The sequence below is a fragment of the Sphingobium sp. AP50 genome, from assembly GCF_900109095.1.
In the GTDB taxonomy this organism is placed as follows: Bacteria; Pseudomonadota; Alphaproteobacteria; order Sphingomonadales; family Sphingomonadaceae; genus Sphingobium.
Map to the genome: position 1 here is coordinate 74,966 of NZ_FNYZ01000017.1, position 14,712 is coordinate 89,677.

12 protein-coding genes are annotated in these 14,712 nt (G+C 61.0%); 4 read left to right on the plus strand and 8 right to left on the minus strand.

Annotated elements, in window-relative coordinates; all coding sequences use genetic code 11:
- Nucleotides 1-39: 39 nt before the first annotated feature.
- Entirely contained in the window at nucleotides 40-369 is a 330-nt protein-coding gene (locus BMY84_RS22090) for a hypothetical protein (protein WP_093086623.1), read from the minus strand.
- Nucleotides 370-729: 360 nt separating this feature from the next.
- Between BMY84_RS22090 and BMY84_RS22095 the strand changes: the two genes are divergently transcribed.
- On the plus strand, nucleotides 730-2,460 hold the full coding sequence (locus tag BMY84_RS22095) for an SLC13 family permease (protein ID WP_093086625.1): 1,731 nt from the start codon (nucleotides 730-732) through the stop codon (nucleotides 2,458-2,460).
- 534 nt (nucleotides 2,461-2,994) lie between these two features.
- On the opposite strand, the gene BMY84_RS22100 is transcribed toward BMY84_RS22095, so the two are convergent.
- From BMY84_RS22100 to hmgA, 7 genes are all read right to left on the minus strand, one after another.
- Complete coding sequence (locus tag BMY84_RS22100) at nucleotides 2,995-3,993, minus strand: acrylyl-CoA reductase (NADPH) (RefSeq protein WP_093086626.1); 999 nt, start codon at nucleotides 3,991-3,993, stop codon at nucleotides 2,995-2,997.
- Nucleotides 3,994-4,000: 7 nt separating this feature from the next.
- Nucleotides 4,001-4,639: an acrylate utilization transcriptional regulator AcuR gene (locus BMY84_RS22105; protein ID WP_256215359.1), complete on the minus strand. Its 639-nt coding sequence runs from the start codon at nucleotides 4,637-4,639 to the stop codon at nucleotides 4,001-4,003.
- A 162-nt stretch (nucleotides 4,640-4,801) separates the two neighbouring features.
- The gene (locus BMY84_RS22110) at nucleotides 4,802-5,110 is read right to left on the minus strand and encodes a nuclear transport factor 2 family protein (protein WP_093086629.1); all 309 of its coding nucleotides are present in this window, start codon (nucleotides 5,108-5,110) and stop codon (nucleotides 4,802-4,804) included.
- A 32-nt stretch (nucleotides 5,111-5,142) separates the two neighbouring features.
- Nucleotides 5,143-6,519, minus strand: coding sequence for a carbohydrate porin (locus BMY84_RS22115; RefSeq protein WP_093086631.1), 1,377 nt, complete (start codon nucleotides 6,517-6,519; stop codon nucleotides 5,143-5,145).
- A 116-nt stretch (nucleotides 6,520-6,635) separates the two neighbouring features.
- On the minus strand, nucleotides 6,636-7,268 hold the full coding sequence (maiA, locus tag BMY84_RS22120; protein WP_093086690.1) for a maleylacetoacetate isomerase: 633 nt from the start codon (nucleotides 7,266-7,268) through the stop codon (nucleotides 6,636-6,638).
- Nucleotides 7,268-8,584: a fumarylacetoacetase gene (gene fahA / locus BMY84_RS22125; protein WP_093086633.1), complete on the minus strand. Its 1,317-nt coding sequence runs from the start codon at nucleotides 8,582-8,584 to the stop codon at nucleotides 7,268-7,270. The genes maiA and fahA overlap by 1 nt, the downstream gene beginning before the upstream one ends.
- Complete coding sequence (gene hmgA / locus BMY84_RS22130; protein WP_256215360.1) at nucleotides 8,581-9,867, minus strand: homogentisate 1,2-dioxygenase; 1,287 nt, start codon at nucleotides 9,865-9,867, stop codon at nucleotides 8,581-8,583. Before hmgA ends, fahA begins: the two co-directional genes overlap by 4 nt.
- A gap of 339 nt (nucleotides 9,868-10,206) precedes the next feature.
- On the opposite strand from hmgA, the gene BMY84_RS22135 reads away from it, so the two are divergent.
- From BMY84_RS22135 to BMY84_RS22145, 3 genes are all read left to right on the plus strand, one after another.
- Nucleotides 10,207-11,193, plus strand: coding sequence for an EthD domain-containing protein (locus BMY84_RS22135; RefSeq protein WP_093086694.1), 987 nt, complete (start codon nucleotides 10,207-10,209; stop codon nucleotides 11,191-11,193).
- 41 nt (nucleotides 11,194-11,234) lie between these two features.
- Nucleotides 11,235-12,959 (plus strand): ubiquinone-dependent pyruvate dehydrogenase, encoded by a 1,725-nt coding sequence (poxB, locus tag BMY84_RS22140; protein ID WP_093086634.1) that lies wholly within the window; start codon nucleotides 11,235-11,237, stop codon nucleotides 12,957-12,959.
- 81 nt (nucleotides 12,960-13,040) lie between these two features.
- Complete coding sequence (locus BMY84_RS22145; RefSeq protein WP_093086636.1) at nucleotides 13,041-14,669, plus strand: NAD-dependent malic enzyme; 1,629 nt, start codon at nucleotides 13,041-13,043, stop codon at nucleotides 14,667-14,669.
- Nucleotides 14,670-14,712 lie beyond the last annotated feature (43 nt).

Below are 14,712 nucleotides of genomic sequence, written 5' to 3' on the forward strand. Positions count from 1 at the left end.
AAGTCTCGGGCCGGTGCGAACACCGGTCGGCGGGACAGGTCAGGCCTGGGGAGGTCGAAGGGCGACGTTCTCGTCGGCAGCCAGAAGCGCACGGCTTTGAGAGCCTGTGTGCAGGGTCAGCACGCTGGCGTGCAGTTGTGCGTCCGCCGGAACGATGGACGCGCCAAGGTCGTGCCCGTGACAACTGACATGATGGTGGGGCACGCCGCTATCATTGTCGGCAGGCCTCTCATCGCCATCGCCCGGCGCATGAAGGACCAAATCTACGTCCGCCAGCTTTCCGCCATGCTCCTCTACGACGTGCGCCATGGCAGACCAGCCCGTGAGGACGAGCATGATCAGGGCAAAGAGGGGCAGCAACCTGCGCATGACTGGCCCTTATCACCCCACTGGCCAATTTGTCACCCCCGGTGGACTTACCATTCTGGTCCCTTAAACAAAAGACGGGACGTGCGTTGCTCCTTGGCAATGTAAAAACAAAAAAATTGGCACCATCGGACTTGATAAGCTTCTGAGAAACGGTGAATTCTGGCTGCGTTGCGTGAAAGTGATAAGAGAGGATTAAAGTATCTTGATCATGCAAACGCGCTTGGCGCGCGCAAAGATCGCATCGGGCCAACATGACGCTATCGTCCGATCGCTCCGTCGGGAATGCATCGCTGCCGTGCAACGAGCAGCCAAGGTACAGATATTCCTCCCGCCCCCCGCAAAAAAGGAAACCGCTTCGTGATGGCTGGACTACCGGCACTCAGCCCGGCAATGCTCAGCACGGCTATTCTGCTGGCAACTCTGGTTCTGTTCGCGTCGGAACGGGTTCGACACGATCTTGTCGCCCTGATTGCCCTGTTCGCGAGCATTGTTGCGGGCCTAGTAAAGCCGGGCGAGGCTTTTGCGGGATTTTCCGATCCAGCAGTGCTGGCCGTGGCCGGCGTGCTGGTCGTGGGCCGGGCAGTAGAGCTGTCGGGTGCGGCTTCATGGATCGCCAAGGTGGCGATTCCCGCGAAGGTCAGCTTTCCCTTCAGACTCGCCGGCCTGCTGGTCATAGCGGCCCTTCTGTCCGCCTTCATGAACAACATCGCGGCCTTGGTGGTGACCATGCCGATCGCGACCGAAATAGCGCGCGATGCCCGGCGCCCGGCTGCTACCACTCTCATGCCGCTGGCCTTCGCGACGATCTTGGGCGGCATGACGACGCTGATCGGAACACCTGCGAACCTCATCCTGTCATCGGTGCGAGAGCAGGAGCTTGGCGAGCCGTTCGGGTTCTTCACCATGACGCCGGTTGGCGTAGCGGTCACACTGGCGGGACTTATCTACCTTGGGATGGTCGGGTGGCGCCTGCTGCCTATCCGGGGCCGAGCGGCTCGGCAAACACGGCCACCCTGGCGCGTATTCGAGATGGCGGTTCCGGCCGATGGCGACATGCCAGCGGCTGCCACCCTGCGTGCCGCCGGCGCGCGCGTCCTCGCCGCCTTCAGGTCGACGGAGCGGATTGCAGTCGATCAGGCACAACATTCTGGCGATCGCCTGCTCGTCCTGTCGCGCTCCAGCCCATGGGACGTTGCGCAGGCCGTGAATCTGGAAGCCGTCGCGCAACGTAACGAAACAGACGATGCTGTGACCGCCCGTGTCGCCGTCGCGCACGGATCACCCCTGATCGGTGCCGGATATGACGAGGTTCGCACGCGCAGTCAGGAACAGCTTGAAGTGGTGGCGGTGGGGCCACGGGTCGCGCGCGAACGCAAACCCCTGATCCGCATACGAATAAGGGCTGGAGACCAGCTCTATCTGCGTGGCCGCAAGGACGCGATTGCGCATTTCATTGCCGGCGCACGCCTGCTGGAGATCGACCGCCTTGACCCCATGCCCGTCAACCGCAGGCGCGCTGCGGCCATCGTCGCTGTCTTTGCCGTCGCGATCATTGGTATAGTCGCATTCCGCCTATCTCCTGCCCTCGCTTTCGTGGGTGCGGCTGCCGTGCTTGCGGGTGCGCGCCTCATACCGCCTGACGATATCTACCGCTCGATCGACTGGTCCGTCATCATCCTTCTGGGCGCCATGATCCCCGTGGGGCAAAGCTTTGAGCATAGCGGCGCTGCCGGTCTTGCGGCCCTGTGGTTAAGCGGGGTCCTGGCGGCGCAACCATTTTTTCTGGTCCTGGTTGCACTTTGTTGCGTGACATTGCTGCTGTCGATCTTCCTCAACAATGTTGCGACAGCCATCATCATGGGGCCCATGGCGATTGCGGTGGCGCGACTGCTCGGCGTTGATCCCGACGCTGCGCTTCTGGCTGTCCTAATCGGTGCGTCATCGGATTTTCTGACGCCGATCGGGCATCAGAACAATCTGCTGGTCATGGGGCCGGGGGGATATCGGTTCACCGACTATGCGCGCATGGGAGCGCCGCTGGTTGTCATCGTGGTTGTGATCGCAGCAGCCGTCCTGGCATTTTCTGGATAACAGGCGATCAGTCAGGACTGTCGGCTTTGCCTTTAGTGTCGCTCTTACTTGGCTCTTTATCCTTTGCTCGCCCGCGTAGATGCATGTTCAGCATGGGATGAATATGGTCCCGGTTGGATAAGGCCCGCAACCCATGTCCGGTTGCTGCAATGTCCATGCTGGACGCGGATTGACTGGAAGGTCGCCGAGCCAGTCTTTAGGCGCGCCATATTCAGAAATCCGAGAATAGCAGTTTTTTGAGTACGACCTTTGAACGGCAGAACAACCGGGAGTGGACGCGTTGCCGGCCCGCCGCCGCCCAGCTTGATTGGCAGCTTTCGGCTTGAGCTGACATACCGGGCGCTGGGTTGGAACGACGTATTTTGGCCGATAGGCGACCGTCCGGTTCGGAGCTGGGTTGCGACGATAGCTGACGCTTATGCGGCATCGGCTGCCGACCAATGCAAGTCATTCCTCGATAAGCGCCCAAACTCGTCTCCTGGCAGAACCTGGCGTTCGCTCGCCGACTACGATGGCTATACATGTTGTTGCGGGTCAGCGATGCTCACCACAGGGTGCAATCGGCACAACGATCCGACCACGGACCGAACCAGCCAAGAAGCTGGAGGCCGTCTCAATCACATCCTCGAATGCCACCTCGACCGTCAGGGTATCGAGCGTTTGAAGATCCAGTTCCTTTGCCAACTGCTGCCACGCCTCAAGACGCTCCTCCCGCGGGCACATCACGCTGTCGATGCCGACCAGCGTCACGCCGCGCAGGATGAACGGCGCTACTGACGCGGGAAGGTCCATGCCGGCAGCCAGCCCACAAGCCGCGACGACACCGCGATAGCGTATCGACGCGAGGAGGTTAGCCAGCACCGTTCCGCCCGCCACGTCGATGGCTCCCGCCCAACGCTCCTTGGCGAGCGGTCGCACCTTGCCGGTCAGTTCGGCGCGATCGACGATCGTCCTGGCACCCAGGCTTTTCAGATAGTCCGCCTCGCCGGCGCGCCCGGTGATCGCCGTGACATCGTAACCCCGTCCGGCCAGCAACGTCGTCGCCACGCTGCCGACGCCCCCTGCGGCACCAGTGATTGCGACCTCGCCCTTGTCGGGCGTGATGCCGTTCCGTTCAAGCGCCAGCACGCACAGCATCGCCGTATAGCCAGCGGTGCCGATCGCCATCGCGCGTCTCATGTCGATCGCGTCGGGAAGAGGGATCAGCCAATCGCCGCTGACGCGCGCGCGTCGCGCCAGGCCACCCCAATGCTTCTCGCCGACACCCCAGCCGTTCAGCACAACGCGATCACCCGGTTTAAAGTCGGGGTGCGCGCTTTCGGCAACCACACCAGCAAAGTCTATGCCCGGCACCATCGGAAAGCTGCGCACCACCGGACCCGCGCCCGTGATTGCCAGAGCGTCCTTGTAGTTGAGCGTCGAGTAAGCAACATCGACCAGCACATCGCCTTCGGGGATCTCACCGTCCGCCACATGGCGCAAGGATACGATCTGCTGGTCGTCGCTCTTGTCGATCACGATTGCGTCAAACATTCGGGGGTTACTCCGTCACCGTTTCGATCAATTCGAAGAAATGTGTCGCGAACAGGGCCAGCGGCCCGGCATTTCGCTCCAGCTTGGCGCGCAAGACAGCGCCTTCCCAGCCGATCCAGAAGAATACCGCTAGCGCGTCTGGATCATGATGAGTGGCCATGGCCCCGGTTGCCTGTGCCGCGCGCAGCACCTTGGCCGTGCGGCGCTGCCATCCCTGCAGGACAGAGGTGAGGCGGACCCGGAATGGCTCGGGTAATGCGCCCATCTCCTGGCCCAGATTGCCCACGAGACATCCGCGCCGGAAGTCATGCCGCGCCATTCCAGCCTCGGCCTCCCGCGTGAAGTGCCGCAATCGATCGATCGGCGCCAAAGCGCTGTCTTCGAATGATCGCGACAACAATCCCACGAAAAAGGCGTCATAGGCGTCGATCAGCGCGAGACCGAAGTCGGCCTTGTCACGGAAATAATGATAGAAACTGCCCTTGGGCACGTCCGCTGCGGACAGGATCGAGTCGACACTTGCCGATGAATATCCGCGCTCGGTCAAATGCTCGATCCCAACCCGCAAAAGTCGCTGGCGCGCCTGGGCGTCTTGCGGTGCCTTCGGTGGTCGGCCGCGACGCGGAAGGGAAGGATTCGATGTCACAGCGATTTATTAGACCATTACGTCTAATAAATCTACCCTCCTGCATCTCGCCCAGGTCCAGGCTTGTCAAAGCCCTTGGCCGTTTCGAGTAATGATGATTGTTACCAGATCAATCATCGCCCCTTCCAGGTGGGTTACGGATCGCTGAAAAATGGACGTCGGTCAGAACTTACCGTTGCCATTCTTCCATTCAGTCTGTGGTGGGATCGTCTGAAGCACGTCCCAATGTTCGACGATGCGTCCGTCGGAAAGACGGGACAGATCATAATAAACGGTGGGCACATCTGCTACCAAACCCTCGCTGGCGACCAGGATGAAGTTCCCTTCGTCCAGCAGTATAGGGGTGCACAGATAGCGGTGCGGTGTGCCTGCCGCGTCGAGCTTGCGGAAGGCAGCCACCATCGCGGCCGACCCGTCGCCTATGCGCGGGTTATGCTGGATGTATGTGACGGGGTCGTTGTAGCGCGACACGCGGTCCAGCCCGCGCCTATCTCACGAAGAAATCACAGGAAAACACTGAGGTTCAAATATGCGTTGAAGCTCGTGCCGAACCTCGGACTGTAGACCGGATGAACCACTGCACCAACGCCGGGTTGGGCATACAGGCCAGGCGCCAATCGGTAGGCATATCCCGCAATCACGGAGAAAGTTGCTTTATAATTGTCAGCTGTAGCAGGGGTTCTGGCGAGCAGTCCGTCCCCACTGTAGACGTTGCTGTTGACGATGACCGAAGCAAGATCGAAGGGCCGCGACGGCAGAAGGCCCACGCCATAGACCCGCGCTTCATAGTATTGCGTGATGAAATTCTGCGCCGGCGGCGCATAGTTGACCGTCCCGCCCACGTAGAGACCGCGCCCAGGTTGGGTTGCGCTGATCTGCGTCAGCTGCCTGTCCACCGCGAGGTAACCGGCCCAATTGGACTTGCTGACTCCACCATCGAATTTTGGGAAGTCCGTCGTATTGAACATGCCGCCGGCCCTGATCCACATGGCTTTGGTCCCCGCAGAAGCGGGGCGATCCATGCCAACCTCGTCGATCAGCAGCGCGCCAGTACCCGGAACGGAAAAACGCAGGCCGTCATGATTATAGCGCGCCTCTGCAGGAGCGGCACCTGGTGGAAAGCTGCGCTGGATTCCGACCTTGGTGTAAACGTGATTGGCGAAGTTCACGCGCACATTCGCCGATGGCGAAGCAAAGCCCATGTAGGACATACCCACCTGATTGGGGATGCTGGCCTGCGGCCCTAGTGCGCCGCCGGCAAAGCTGCCGCCGACTTGCGTGCCCATGAACTCGAAGCCGTTATCGAAAATGCCAATCTTGAACTGAACCTTCTTGTCGAAGAGCGATTGAAAATAGGCCAGCCGCGCGACGCGCGTGGAATTTGGCCCATTCACTCGATTAAAGCCGTTCGACATGTTGATGCCGGAAAAAATGAGCTGACCACCATCAAGGCCGACCTTTCCCAGGTCGTAGGTCACGAACAGAGTCTGGCTCGTATTCGTCCGAGTGAACTTTTGCGCATTGTAGATTTGAGGGCCGCTATAGCCACGGGTGCCGTCCGCCAGATGCGTCTGGAACCCCGCTGTCAGCAAACCCTGCACACCGATGCCGGCATCGGCCAGCGTATCGCGAACGCCGAACCGATCGCCCAGAACGGTGTCGGCAGTGCTGGGAAGCGGCCGCTCCCAACCTTTCATCGCCAGTGCATCGTAGCGCTTGTAGGGCGCCGACAGCGGCTGAACGACTTTCGCAGGGGGAGTAGGGCTTGGCTGATTTGCCTCATCTCCCTCGATAGTCTTGCCGTCGGGTTGCGTCTGTGCCCACGCCGGAAGCGCCATGGCGGCAGTCAGAACGGTCGCGCAAAACACTGCAATCTTCATACTAATCCTCTCCCATAGCCTGGCTCCTCCGTTTCAGACGAAGCTCCAGCTGTTCAGTTTTCCCGAGTTGGCGGGTGATTTTCATTTGCGCGCACTTCCCTTGCGCGTTTCGGGTTTCAGTCGGCGTCGGGCTGGCGTGACGGGTGCGCCTTCTCAAAGGCAGGGAGCCTCGATGCGGCCTCGGTCGCGGCGAGAATCCGCGGATATGCCGATACGTCGACTTCGAACCGTTCGGCCGAATAGAGCTGCGGCACGAGACAGCAGTCGGCCATGGTGGGCATGTCCCCGAAGGCGTAAGTTCCGCCGTGCTTCTCGATCAGGGCCTCGATCGCCGTGAATCCGGATTGGATCCAATGAGAGATCCAGGCCGACGTCTGGGTGGCATTCGCGCCCAGATCATTCTTGATGGCATTCAGTACACGCACGTTGTTCAGTGGATGGATGTCGCAGGCGACAATATCGGACATGGCTCGGACCGCCGCCCGGTCGTGCGGCGCTTCGGGCAGCAGCCGAGGTTCTGGATACTGCTCTTCCAGCCATTCGATGATCGCGATGCTCTGCGTCAGCAACACATCTCCGGTGTCGAGGGTCGGCACCAGACGCTGGGGGTTGAGCGCCACGTAGTCAGGAGCGGCCTGTTCGCCGGTACGCAGATCATGTGTGACCTGGTCGTATTCGATGCCCTTGAGATTGAGGGCGATACGAACGCGATAGGACGACGTTGATCGCCAATATCCATGGAGCACCATCATGCCGACGGCCTCTCCTCGACCGTGCCCACGCACGACCCAAATCCGATCGACGCATAACCCTCTGCGCTCGCAGTCGCCCGGATGGTGATACGGTCGCCAGCCTCCAGGAATGTGCGCGTCTCGCCGGTCTCGAGCGTGAACGCATGCTTTCCTGCCTGGGAGATTTCCATAAGGCTTCCGAAGCTGGCATTGTCGGGACCGGAGATCGTCCCGGTCCCCAGCAGGTCGCCCGGTCGCATGTTGCAGCCGTTGCTCGTGTGGTGCGCGACCATCTGCGCCACGGTCCAGTACATGCTGGTCGCAGGGCCGCTGCTCAGCTTGTGCGGGGCGATGCCCTTTTCGCGCATCTGGGCCGTCTCAATGAAGACCTCCAGCGTCAGCGCGAAAGCTCCATGCGCCTGATCGGCTTCGTCCCAGAGATAATCGAGGGGCTTGGGGTCGCCTTCGGGACGCGGCGGCTGCGCGACACGATAAGGAGCCAGCGCTTCTGCCGTCACAATCCAGGGCGTCACCGTGCTGATGAAGCTCTTCGAGAGGAACGGCCCGAGCGGCTGATACTCCCACGCCTGGAGATCGCGTGCGGACCAGTCGTTGAAGATCGAAAGGCCCGCGACGTGCTTGCCCGCCCGCCCGATCGGAATCGGCTCGCCGAGAGCATTACCCTCACCAACCCAGACGCCAAGTTCGAGCTCATAATCGAGCCGGCGGCTTGGCCCGACACTCGGCTCCGCGTCGTCCGGTCCCTTGCGCTGCCCCGTAGGACGGATAACCCGCGCACCCGAAGGGCAAACCGAGGAGGCACGGCCGTGATAGCCGATGGGCACATATTTGTAGTTGGGCGCCAGCGGATTATCCGGACGCAGCAACTTACCGATATTGGTCGCGTGATTGATGCCGACGTAGAAGTCCGTGTAGTCGCCGATCGTGACCGGTAGGTGCATCGTGGCGTCAGCCTGAGCGACAAGCACTGGCTCGACCGAGGCGCGCTGGTCCGCGTCGGAGAGAAGCGCCGACAAAGCGAACCGCAAGGCAGCCCGTGGTTCAGGACCCATGGCCAGGAGCGCATTCAGCGTGCCTGTCGATGCGGTGACAGCAGCCTCCTGCGCGAGACCTTCGAGAACGCCAAGCGCGGACAGCGCCGCCAGGTCTACGATCTGGTCGCCGATCGCCACGCCGCCGCGCGGCTGGTCGCCGCCGACCGAAAAGACCCCGAGCGGAAGGTTCTGGATCGGGAAGTCCGCATGACCCTGAGCGCTGTCCACCCAGCTCGTACGGGCGGCATCGTGCGTTTCGTTGATGTCGGAAATAGTCATTTCGGGAGAACTGCCTTTTCAAAACCGGACCAGACATGGTCGTAATCGTGCTGGCACGACGGCGCCTCGAGCGCCCAAGCCGTTGGACGAATCACGCTGCGGCTCTCGAACATGAAGGCCATCGTGTTCTCGTACTTGTGCGGTGCGAGGTCGGCCGCGATGGCCTTTTCGTAGGTGGCCTGATCGGGTCCATGCCCGTTCATCGTGTTGTGGAGCGAAATGCCGCCAGGCGCGAAGCCGCCGAGCTTGGCGTCGTAGACGCCGTTGATGAGCCCCATGAACTCGCCCATCACGTTGCGGTGGAACCAGGGCGGGCGGAAGGTATGCTCGGCCACCAGCCAGCGCGGCGGAAAGATTACGAAGTCGACATTCGCCGTGCCCGCGCGATCGCTCGGCGAGGTCAGGACCGTGAAGATCGACGGATCAGGATGGTCGTAGCTGACCGTGTTGATCGCGTTGAAGCGGCGTAAATCGTAGCGATAAGGCGCAAGGTTGCCGTGCCACGCGACCACGTCCAGCGGCGAATGATCGAGTTCCGTGGACCAGAAATGTCCTTGGAATTTCTGGATCAGCTCGAACTTTTCATCGATGTCCTCGTACCAGGCGACTGGCGTTTCGAAGTCGCGGTCGTTCGCAAGGCCGTTTGATCCGATGGGACCAAGATCCGGCAGGCGCAACAGCGCACCATAATTTTCGCAGACATAACCCGAGGCATGACCATCTGGCAGGATGACTCGGAAACGGACGCCGCGCGGCACGACCGCGATCTGCTCAGGCTCGATCTCTATGACACCGAGTTCGGTCTCGATACGCATCCGACCCAGATACGGTACGATCAGCAGCTCTCCGTCGGCTGAGAAGAGCACTCGGCGCTCCATCGAAGCCGTCGTCGCAAAAAGGTGAATGCCGATGCCAACACCGGCGCCAGGATCGCCGTTGCCGGCAATCGTCACCAGGCTATCGACGAAATCAACCTTACCGCTCGGAAGCTCGAGCGCGTTCCAGCGCAGGCGATTCGGCGTGCAGGGATCGGCAAAGGATCCGGCAGTTACGCGTTCGTTGCCGACATAGCGATGAAAGGCCCCATGATTGGCGGCGGGTCGAATACGATACAGCCAGGACCGCTTGTTCTCCGCGCGCGGTGCCGTGAAAGCGGTGCCGGAAAGCTGCTCGGCGTAAAGGCCAAACGGCACTTTCTGGGGCGAGTTCTGGCCGATAGGCAGAGCACCAGGAACGGCCTCCGTCGCTACGTGATTGCCAAAACCAGGTACATAGTCAGCCACGATCGTCTCCCGATATCCGAAGCGTCGCCACTCCGATTGGAGGGGGCGCCTTTTCCAAGTCCAGTCGAGCTGCGCTGTCCGGGCCTGTCGTCGAGACAGATTAGTTTTGACCGTTACGATGATAATCGCTGCAAAAGCGGGACACTCCGTCGCACGGGGATGCAATCGGCTGTGACGATGCCTGATGGTCCGTTTTCATGGGATTTGCTGCCAGTATCAGCCCCGTAAGCCGCATTGGCGACAGAATGTATACTCTGTTTCCAGATTGGCGGCATTGAACGCAGCAAATTCGTCGATAACTCAACGAGAGCGACAGCCCTTTTCGTTGAGTTTCACTGTATGTCCAACGTAGCACCACCAACTATCGAAGCCAGTGACCGGCCATCAACGGTCATTTTTTCCTTTCTGTCGCGAGCGGACTCTGTGCCGCTTTCAGAGCGCCGCCGCGGCGAGGGGCACATTCTGGATGAAGGGGGGAGGCCCGTAGACGATCCGACCGCGCAGCCTGAAGCGAATATCTTCGGGCGCGATCCAAACACGTCGTTCGAACAGTGGGCCGAATACTGGCGCAAGGTACATGGGGTTCGCTTTACTCATGCCGAGGATCCCGAGGACAACAGTCTCGACCATTTGCTGCGCTATGACCAAATTCATCGCATGGCGGCCGGTCCCTCGAGCCAGTTTCCTCAGCCATACTCCCCGCCTCTTGATGAGAATGGGCAGCTCTTTCCTACCGTTGTCGGCCATATCCCACGGCACGTCCGCCCACGCTGGGACGGTGTGGCCTATCTCACCTTCGATACGGTTGACTCGATTGCGCAGGTCTTCGGCTCGCCGCGAGTCCAGAAGAAGATTTTGCCGGAAGATATGGCCATGTTTCGCGACATCGCGCCAATCTTGGCGCGCCAGCACGTCCGGATTCCGGCACAGGGCGTCGGCGCAATTTCGCTTGTCCGTCTCCATGTTCGTGACAAGGCGCTCGACCGTGCAGAATTCCAGAAGCGCTGGCTGACCGATCACGCCGATGTCGTGCTCGAGCACGAGGAGACTGCCTGGCTCGTCCATCGCTACGTCCAGTTGGAGAATGCTGGTGGGACGAGCGAAGGTGAACCTTTCTATCACCCCGAAACGAGCCTGATCGACGGGGTTACCCTCATGTCGTTCGCGTCGATGAACGACGTCGAGGCTTATCTGCAATCGCCGGCCTGGCAGGTCATCCTCCAACACGAGGCGACCTTCTCGGATGTCACTGCGGCCGAATATTGGACGGCGGTGAACTTCGGGATCGTGAACCGCGTCGTCGGCGAGCGTGTTACCCTACGCTGAGCGATAGCTGCATCGATTCCCATAGCTGGAAGGAATAGCCCATGCCGACAGTAGCCGATCAAATGGTCAACACCCTCAAGGCCGCAGGGGTGAAGCGGATCTACGGCATTGTCGGCGACAGTCTGAACGGTTTCACCGATTCAATCCGGCGTAAGGGCGGGATCGATTGGCTCCATGTTCGCCACGAAGAGGTGGCTGCCTTCGCGGCCGCCGGTGAAGCACATGCCACCGGCGAACTCGCGGTATGTGCCGGCAGTTGCGGCCCGGGCAATCTGCATCTCATCAACGGCCTCTTCGACGCGCATCGCTCGCGGGTGCCGGTGGTCGCTATCGCGGCGCATATTCCTTCGGCCGAGATCGGCTCCGGCTATTTCCAGGAAACCCACCCGGAAGAACTGTTCCGCGAATGCTCGTCCTACTGTGAACTCGTATCCAGCTCCGCCCAGATGCCGCGGGCGATGGAGATCGCGATCCGGCGTGCCGTGACCGAGCGGTGTGTGTCGGTCATTATTATTCCTGGGGACGTTGCTCTCAAGGAAATCGTCGGTCCGGCATCGTCGCCCCCAGGATCGCTTCTCCCTGCGGCGCCGATCGTTGTTCCGCCGCCCAAGGCAGTCGCACAACTCGCGGAAATCCTGAACGCGTCCAACCGCGTGACGCTGCTCTGTGGCGGCGGGGTTGAGGGCGCGCATGACGAGGTCGTGGCGCTTGCAGGCGCTTTGAAGGCGCCAATCGTCCATGCTCTGCGCGGTAAGGAGCATATCGAATGGGACAATCCCTTCGATGTCGGAATGACCGGGCTGATCGGCTTCTCATCCGGCTATCACGCCATGGGTTCGTGCGACACGCTGCTGATGCTGGGCACCGACTTCCCCTATCGCCAATTCTATCCAACCGAGGCGCGCGTTGCGCAGATCGACATCCGGCCGGAAGCGATCGGGCGAAGGACCTCTGTAGAACTCGGCCTCATCGGCGATGTGAAGCACACGCTTGAGGCGTTGATGCCGCAGCTCGTCGAAAAGCAGGACGACAAGCATCTTCGCTCGGCGCTTTCCCATTACAAGGACGCGCGCGCCTCCCTCGACAAGCTGGCGCAGGGCCGAGCAGGTGGCCGGCTTCATCCCCAGCATGTCGTTCGGGTCATCAGCGAGCACGCGGCAGACGACGCCGTGTTTACCGCAGATGTCGGCCTTCCCACGGTCTGGAGCGCCCGCTACCTCGGCATGAACGGAAAGCGTCGCCTGATCGGATCCTTCTGGCACGGCTCCATGGCGAACGCGATGCCACAGGCGATCGGCATCCAGGCGGCGTATCCTGGGCGGCAGGTCGTCTCGCTCTCGGGGGATGGCGGGTTCACGATGTTGATGGGCGATCTGCTTTCGCTTCGTCAGCTCAAGCTGCCGGTCAAGATCGTCGTGTTCAACAACGGCTCGCTCGGCTTCATCGAGCTTGAGCAGAAGTCATCTGGCTTCGTCGATTTTGGCACCGAGTTCGACAATCCCGACTTCGCCGCGCTTGCCGAGGCGGTCGGCATCAAAGGCATACGGATCGAGGATCCGGCCGACCTAGAGCGCGGCATAGCGGAAGCATTTGCCCATGACGGCCCGGTGTTGATCGACGCTGTCGTCGAGCGAATGGAAATGGCGATGCCGCCCAAGATCACAACCGAGATGGCCAAGGGCTTCACGCTCTACATGCTCAAGGCCGTGCTCAATGGGCGCGGTGATGAAGTGGTGGAACTGGCAAAAGCCAATCTGCTCCGCTGATCCGCGCCCTTCCGACCGACAAGACCGAATCTCCCGCCGTCGGGGCCTCCCGCCGGAAGCGACCACTCACGCGAGGTGCATATGAACGCCCCCAAGACCGCTGACGGCTATGCCATCCTACGCAATCCGCGCACGAACAAAGGCACGGCCTTCACCCTCGAAGAGCGTCGTGCGCTCGGGGTGGAGGGACTGTTGCCGCCAATGCCCAGTTCGCTCGAACATCAGGTGGCGCGAATCCTGGGCGAGCTCGATCAGGTCGAGGGCGATCTCAACAAATATCTCATCCTCTCAGACTTGCAGGCGCGCAACGAGCGGCTCTTCTACGCCGTCATCATGTCCGATCCGGCGACCTACATGCCGATCGTCTATACGCCCACCGTGGGCGAAGCCTGCCAGAAGTTCGACCACATTTTCCGCGCCGCGCGGGGCATTTACCTGCCGATCACCGCCAAGGGACGGGTAAAGGAGCTGCTGTCCAACTGGCCGGTCGAGGATGTGCGCTTCATCGTAGTGACCGACGGCGAGCGCATATTGGGTCTGGGCGATCTTGGCGTCGGAGGCATGGGAATCCCGATCGGCAAGTTGGCGCTTTACACCGCTTGCGCGGGCGTGCCGCCTGAGGTCTGCCTTCCAGTCACCATCGATGTCGGCACTGAAAACGAGGAGTTGCTCGACGACCCCCTCTACCTTGGCCTTCGCCAGCGCCGTGTTCGGGATGAGGAATATCACGCCTTCATCGACGAGTTCGTCCGAGCGGCGCAGGACCTATTTCCGCGTTCCTGCATCCAATGGGAGGACTTTGCCAACCGCAACGCGGTGCCGATCCTGGAACGGTACCGCGACGCGATCTGCACTTACAATGACGATATTCAAGGCACCGCAGCGATCGCTCTTGCCGGCATGTATGGCGCACTCAGGATCACCGGGGGCAAGCTCGTCGACCAGCGTTTCCTTTTCCTCGGCGCCGGCTCGGCCGCGACCGGCATTGCCGAGCTGATCGCCCAAGCGATGGTGCTGGAGGGACTGGACATCGATGAAGCTCGGCAGCGCACGATCCTCTTCGATGTTAATGGACTTGTGACCGCCAATCGTGACGATATCGCGCCGTTTCAGCGGCCGTTCGCCATCCAACATGAACCGATTGGAACCTTCGTCGAGGCGATCAGGTCGCTACGACCGACCGGCATCATCGGCGTGTCGACCGTACCTAAGCTGTTCGACCAGACAGTTATCGAAACGATGTCTGAGCTCAACGAGCGACCGATCATCTTCCCTTACTCCAATCCGACCTCGCGCTCTGAATGCACGGCCGAGGAGGTTTATCGCTGGTCGAAGGGTAAAGCCGTCTTCGCGAGCGGCAGCCCCTTCGGTCCGGTCGAGATCGAGGGCGAACGCTTCGTCCCCGGCCAAGGGAACAACGTCTACATCTTCCCCGCGATGGGCATGGCGATCTACGCAACGGAAGCCCGGCGCGTGACGCAGGAGATGTTCATCGTGGCGGCGCAGGCAGTCGCCGAGCAAGTTCGCGAGGACCATCTCGCCGAAGGGCTGATCTATCCTCCGCAAAGCGAAATCCTCGATGCGTCGCTGCATGTCGCCCGTCGCGTAGCCGAACGGATTTATGACGATGGGCTCGCCAGCGTGCCCCGACCAGACGACATCGCCACGCAAATCAAAGCGAAAGCCTATCAACCCTCATATCAGCGCTGATCGAGTGCGTTCTGGATCGGCCACCGCGGGCGGTCGTTGACCG

What these genes read in the sequence shown, in the direction of transcription:
- maiA (WP_093086690.1), bottom strand. Translation starts at nt 7,268, where the DNA reads ATGGTGCTCCATGGATATTGGCGATCAACGTCGTCCTATCGCGTTCGT.
- BMY84_RS22100 (WP_093086626.1), bottom strand. Translation starts at nt 3,993, where the DNA reads ATGTTTGACGCAATCGTGATCGACAAGAGCGACGACCAGCAGATCGTA.
- fahA (WP_093086633.1), bottom strand. Translation starts at nt 8,584, where the DNA reads ATGACTATTTCCGACATCAACGAAACGCACGATGCCGCCCGTACGAGC.
- poxB (WP_093086634.1), top strand. Translation starts at nt 11,235, where the DNA reads ATGCCGACAGTAGCCGATCAAATGGTCAACACCCTCAAGGCCGCAGGG.
- BMY84_RS22095 (WP_093086625.1), top strand. Translation starts at nt 730, where the DNA reads ATGGCTGGACTACCGGCACTCAGCCCGGCAATGCTCAGCACGGCTATT.
- BMY84_RS22115 (WP_093086631.1), bottom strand. Translation starts at nt 6,519, where the DNA reads ATGAAGATTGCAGTGTTTTGCGCGACCGTTCTGACTGCCGCCATGGCG.
- BMY84_RS22090 (WP_093086623.1), bottom strand. Translation starts at nt 369, where the DNA reads ATGCGCAGGTTGCTGCCCCTCTTTGCCCTGATCATGCTCGTCCTCACG.
- BMY84_RS22145 (WP_093086636.1), top strand. Translation starts at nt 13,041, where the DNA reads ATGAACGCCCCCAAGACCGCTGACGGCTATGCCATCCTACGCAATCCG.
- BMY84_RS22135 (WP_093086694.1), top strand. Translation starts at nt 10,207, where the DNA reads ATGTCCAACGTAGCACCACCAACTATCGAAGCCAGTGACCGGCCATCA.